Origin of the sequence: Pseudanabaena sp. 'Roaring Creek' (genome assembly GCF_001402795.1) — a bacterium.
Lineage (GTDB): Bacteria > Cyanobacteriota > Cyanobacteriia > Pseudanabaenales > Pseudanabaenaceae > Pseudanabaena.
This window is the reverse complement of the sequence record NZ_LIRE01000295.1, coordinates 1-5,409: the sequence shown is the minus strand read 5'-3', so window position 1 is coordinate 5,409 and position 5,409 is coordinate 1. Positions and strand designations below refer to the sequence as shown.

General features: G+C 44.3%; 4 protein-coding genes. 2 read left to right on the top strand and 2 right to left on the bottom strand.

Going from position 1 to position 5,409, the window contains the following annotated elements; genetic code table 11:
• Positions 1–120 precede the first annotated feature (120 nt).
• Complete coding sequence (locus tag AC805_RS10255) at positions 121–897, bottom strand: hypothetical protein (protein WP_055075347.1); 777 nt, start codon at positions 895–897, stop codon at positions 121–123.
• A 305-nt stretch (positions 898–1,202) separates the two neighbouring features.
• Here AC805_RS10255 and AC805_RS10250 point away from each other — a divergent pair, with 305 nt between their 5' ends.
• The gene (locus AC805_RS10250) at positions 1,203–2,360 is read left to right on the top strand and encodes a 5-(carboxyamino)imidazole ribonucleotide synthase (protein WP_072143588.1); all 1,158 of its coding nucleotides are present in this window, start codon (positions 1,203–1,205) and stop codon (positions 2,358–2,360) included.
• A 282-nt stretch (positions 2,361–2,642) separates the two neighbouring features.
• Here the strand turns inward: AC805_RS10250 and lipA are convergent, their stop codons facing one another.
• Complete coding sequence (gene lipA, locus AC805_RS10245; protein WP_055075346.1) at positions 2,643–3,503, bottom strand: lipoyl synthase; 861 nt, start codon at positions 3,501–3,503, stop codon at positions 2,643–2,645.
• 395 nt (positions 3,504–3,898) lie between these two features.
• Here lipA and AC805_RS10240 point away from each other — a divergent pair, with 395 nt between their 5' ends.
• Entirely contained in the window at positions 3,899–5,218 is a 1,320-nt protein-coding gene (locus AC805_RS10240) for a hypothetical protein (RefSeq protein ID WP_055075345.1), read from the top strand.
• The last annotated feature ends 191 nt before the right edge of the window (positions 5,219–5,409 follow it).

The window sequence follows — 5,409 nt, the reverse complement described above, 5'->3', positions numbered from 1 at the left end:
TTATAGCAGTAGCCAGTTATGTTAGGACAAAAACAAAACACAGAAGAGTGTTGCGGCGCTTCGCGCCGCAACACTCTTCTGTGTTTTATGTTTGGCTATATTAGACTTTTTGATTTTGGATCAGGCAAAGATACCGCTAGCCTTATCGTAATAATATTGGCGATCGTCTAGCCCGTTATAGCCTCCATTTACCCGAAAAGTGACATCAGCCACACTGGCTCCGCTATCACACAACGCATTCATATCGTTGTTGTCCCACCAAAATCCTGCGCTCGTAAAGGGATAGGTAGCAGCAACATAGTCAACCCCATCCATCACCTTCGGATCGCCGATCGCATTGCTAAAAGCCTGATAATTTGCCCGACCCGTAAGTTGAATTACACCTGCACCTTTATACTTGGGACCATCCCCAGGATTGACATTACCAAGATCTTCGCGCCCTTCGTACTCCGAACCATCAGCAAGTTCCTCAGTATATTGCAGACCTCCTGATTCATGGGCAATTTGACTAAGAAAATGGCGTAATCTGGGCGCGGTTGTAATCTTATAGCGATTGAGACAAGAATTTAAATCTTGGAGCTGCGCGTTGGTAATGGGATTCTCAAAAAGCGCTTCGGCTTGCTTGGAATTGACTATTTGCGCGATCGTTAGAGTCAAGCCATCCCAATGCGAAGGGAATATAAAATAAGTGCCACTATTCGCTGCTAAAACTACTTTTACATGTCCATTGTCCGCAGGTTCGGCTTTATCAAATCCATAGGTCTTACCAATGGGAACATCAATAGCTTCATTGGGTAGTTTGAGCTGTGCCGAGTCAACGGGACGCACTTTAAGTTTTGTCGCAACCTTAGCTTTTATTATTCCCATAAAATCCTTATCACTGCGATTTAATTCCATAATTATCGACTTTTCCCATTGCTTTTGCAAACGAAATCGCTAGTGCGAAATAGGTAATACCAATTCACAAAAGTGTTGTCACACTTTTGTGAATTAAAAACCAAACCCAGTAAGGGTTTTCAAAGCTCAAAATGGCGTAGCCATTTTGAGCTTTGGTATAAGGAACTTGCTATAGCTGCCGTTGTAGATTTTTGGGTTTGTGGAAGCGCCCGCCGAGAGGGGGTGCTTCCACAAACCATTTAGGATTGCTATATAATTAGAAGCCATTTGTTAATTTACAGAAATATTGATTCAGGAATTTTGTTGTGACTACTCGGCAGAAAATCGGGGTAATTGGTGGTGGTCAACTAGCATGGATGATGGCGATCGCTGCTAAAAGTCTTGGGCTAGAACTAACCGTACAAGCAACCAGCCCTGACGACTCAGCCGTGGATATTGCCGATCGCGTAGTTTATGGAAAAGTTGATGATGCCGAGGCAACAGCCCAGCTTGCAGGATATTGTCAAGTAATTACCTTTGAGAATGAATTTGTCGATATTGCCGCCTTGCAAGCGATGCGCGATCGGCAAGGCGATGGAAACTTGCTCTTTTTCCCCAATCTAGAAACCCTAGCAATTTCCGTTGACAAGCTCAATCAACGACAGCATTTTCACGATCGCGGCATTCCTACACCCCAATTTTATGCGGTAGATAGTCAATCAGACTTATTAGCGGCGGCTGAGCAACTCAACTATCCATTGGTACTCAAGGCAAGGCGGCATGGCTATGACGGCAAAGGCACTTGGGTTGTAGACAATGAAATCGAATTACGCTCGGCTTGGCAAAGTATGCAGCAATTACCCGCGATCGCCGAAGCGTTTATTCCCTTTGAGCGTGAGCTTGCGGTAATCGCCGCCCGTTCAGAATCGGGGGATGTGGTTATTTATCCTGTGGTCGAGACCATCCAAATCCATCAAGTATGTCGCCGCACCATTGCCCCCGCACGGATCGATCCCGCAGTCAGAGCCAAGGTAGAAACTATTGCCCATCAGGTAGTAAATACCCTTGATGCGATCGGGGTCTTCGGCATCGAATTCTTTTTGACGGCAACGGGAGAAGTCAGTGTCAATGAAATCGCTCCCCGCACCCATAATTCGGGACATTACACCATTGAAGGCTGTCAGACTTCACAGTTCGAGCAATTGTTGCACATTGTCAGTGGGCATCCTTTAGGAGATATAGGGATGCTCGCCCCCGTAGCCGTAATGGTTAACTTGCTTGGCTTTGAGGATACCAGTGGGGCGGCTGATTATTTAGCAAAGCGCGAGGCGATCGCGAATTTCCCCAAGACCTATCTGCACTGGTACGGCAAAAAATCATCATCGGTAGGGCGCAAGCTCGGTCACGTTACCATCTTGGCAGACTCCCATGATATGGCTCTGGATTTAAGCGATCGCATTGAAAGCATTTGGTATGGTGCATAGAAATATGGTGTTGTGATATTTCTATGCGGAGGGATCAAGCCAAAATGCTTATATAGAAAGCATTTCAAATAAGCGCTTTAGCTGATGAAAACCCATTTCGCTTCATGGGAAGTTATATATGCGTCTCAATTGTTTCATTGAACAAGAGTTAGCGGGGAGTGGATTTACTGACGTTGCCATTACCCGCTATTTTTTTGATTGTAGCAAGTCTTGTGATGAAATGAAGAGAAGGTTTGGCGCTTCGCGCCAGCCTTCTCTTCTTCGAGGATAGCGGCAACGTAGCTACAATGATTGGCTAGCATGATAGGAACTACGTACTAAGGCTCCCGATCGCACATGGACAAAACCTATCTGATTGGCGATCGCTCCTAAGAGATCGAACTCTTCAGGAGTCCAATACTTCTGAACTGGTAAATGTTCGAGGGATGGACGTAAATATTGCCCGATGGTCAGAGAACTACAACCTACGGCGTGCAAATCTTGCATCGTCTCGGTTAACTCTTCAATCGTTTCTCCATGTCCCACCATTAATCCAGACTTAGTAATTATCTGCGGATTGATCGCCTTCACCATTGCCAAAACCGATAGAGAGCGTTCGTACTTCGCGCCTCGCCGTACTTTACCCTGCAAGCGTCTCACCGTCTCGATATTGTGGTTGTAACAGACGGGAGCAGCGCAAGCCACGGTCTCTATACAATGGCGATCGCCGCGAAAATCTGGTGTGAGTACCTCGATTTTTGCTTTAGGGCGCGATCGTCTAATTGCTTGCATGGTTTCTACAAAGCAACTAGCCCCCTGATCTGCTAAATCATCCCTTGCGACGGAAGTCAGCACCACATAATCCAATCCTAATAGCTCGACTGCCTCGGCAACTTTCCTTGGCTCATCTGGATCGATGGGCATCGGTTTATGTCCCTTGTCCACTTGGCAAAATCCACAAGCACGAGTACAAGTTGGTCCCATGAGCAAAAAGGTTGCTGTCTTTTGGGCATAGCATTCGGCTCGATTAGGACAACGCCCTTCCTCACAAATTGTATGAATTCCCCTCTGCTTAATAATTCGCTGAACCTCAGATATTTCATTGGCTTTGCCGATTTGTGGTCGCAACCAACTGGGTAAACGTAACTCTTCTTTAGCAGGCATAAATTATGGCTTTAATAAAAATAGGCATAGACTACCTATTTTTATTAAAGCCCATAATTTATATCTATAGCTGCCACCAGTCTTATTAGGACAAAATTAAAACCCAAAACCAAAGAGCGTACCGCCCGCTAAGCGGGCGGTACGCTCTTTGGTTTTGGGTTTACTTATGCTTGCTTAGCTACTTAATCAGAAAAAGCCCTATAAAACCCTATAAAACCTTATAAAGCCCTTTACAGATGTAACCCGATTGACTAGCATATTGCACTGACACATTTTATAGCCGTCATGATGAATGAGACGCAAGGGAAAACCGAGAAAGAAGAAGTGGTGAAGATTCTCCTTCTTTCTCGGTTTTCAGTTAAGCCCAAGCAATAGTAAAGAATTTTGGAGGGGTAGTGTTCGATCTATTAACCAATATTCTGATTTGGATTATTGCAATCCCAATTTTTGTCATTCTGTTTAGGGCGATCCCCAAGGAATGGTTCCGTCTTTTTGGGTTAGTGATATTTACGGCTTTAGTCGCCATTATTTTTGCGAACTTTCGATTTGTCGAAGAGCCGATCCCCAAAACCGTTGTTGAGTTTCTTACCTTTCCATTCACTCTAGTTGGAATTTTATTACTATTACTCTTTTTTAATTATTGGCTAAGACTCAAAAACCTTAGTGTTAAAAGTGGTGAAAAAGTTGACAATAAAGGTGCTGCCGAAAAAATTGGTATCGTTAGAAAAGAAATATTAATAGTTTTACTAATCTTTGCGATCGCTACAAACAACGCCACCTCAGAACTATTTACCTGTTACTTAGAACAACAAGGCGATAATGCGATCGAGCAGTCCTATCGTCGTCCCGTGAGAGACTTAACTCCCCAAGAGCTATTAGATTTTAGACGTGGCGTTTACGATATCATCGTCGTCCTTGCTGAAAATCCTCCCTACGAACCCCGTCTCCAAGAAGCCATCAAACTATGGAACGCTGCCGACTCACAACAAAAACCTTATATCCTCCTCAGCGGTGGTAAACGCACCTCTTATCCAGCTACCAAGGGCTATCCCTGTCTCACCCCACCTGAAGCGCCCCCCAATCGCACCAAAGATAATGTTAGAAACGAGATTGCGAGTCGGGCGGATATACCTAATATTGGTCTACGTTACGATCCTCGCTACGAAGGTTATTTTACCAATCTAGCCAGCCCAAGTGATGGTATTCCCCAAGTCGATCTAACTGAAGCCGATCAGATGTGTAGTGCCTTGACCAGCTTCCCCAATATTTCTGCCGTTCGTTCTTTTGTAATTATTGAGCCATCGGGAGTAACCGTACGTAGCAGTGGCGATGAAATTAGCAAGTTGATCAAATCCTTGGAAAAAAATAAATTATTAAAGGAAGATGCCCGTAACAGCCGCCGAATTTTGCTAATCACCTCGCCCATAGAAGCAACTCGTGCCTTTTTATCCTTTAGAAATCAAGAACTCAACGCTTCTTTAACAACAGCTAGTTATCCTTCCGATAGTCACAGCAATCTCAGCCAACAATGTCCTTGGCCGATTGGTAAACAGTTTAAAATCAAGCCGCAATATTTTCTGTTTAATGCCGAAGCTTTTGTCAAATCCGAACGTGCATGGACGGAAATCAAAGAATTAGTATTTTATACGCTCAGGTTCTGGTTACGTCCGCCTTTAACAGATGAACGTCCCTACTATCCTAAACAAACGACCTAATAAGTAGCTAGGCATAAGTAAACTTAAAACCTAGAAGAGCATACCGCCCGCTGCGCGGGCAGTATGCTCTCTGGTTCTGTTTTTTAATTATGCCGAACTACTTACGAATTTCTTTAAATATATAGCTGCCGCCAGTCTTGTTAGGACATATAGATAATTTAAATAAAAACTACAGCTTCGACTTCGCTCAG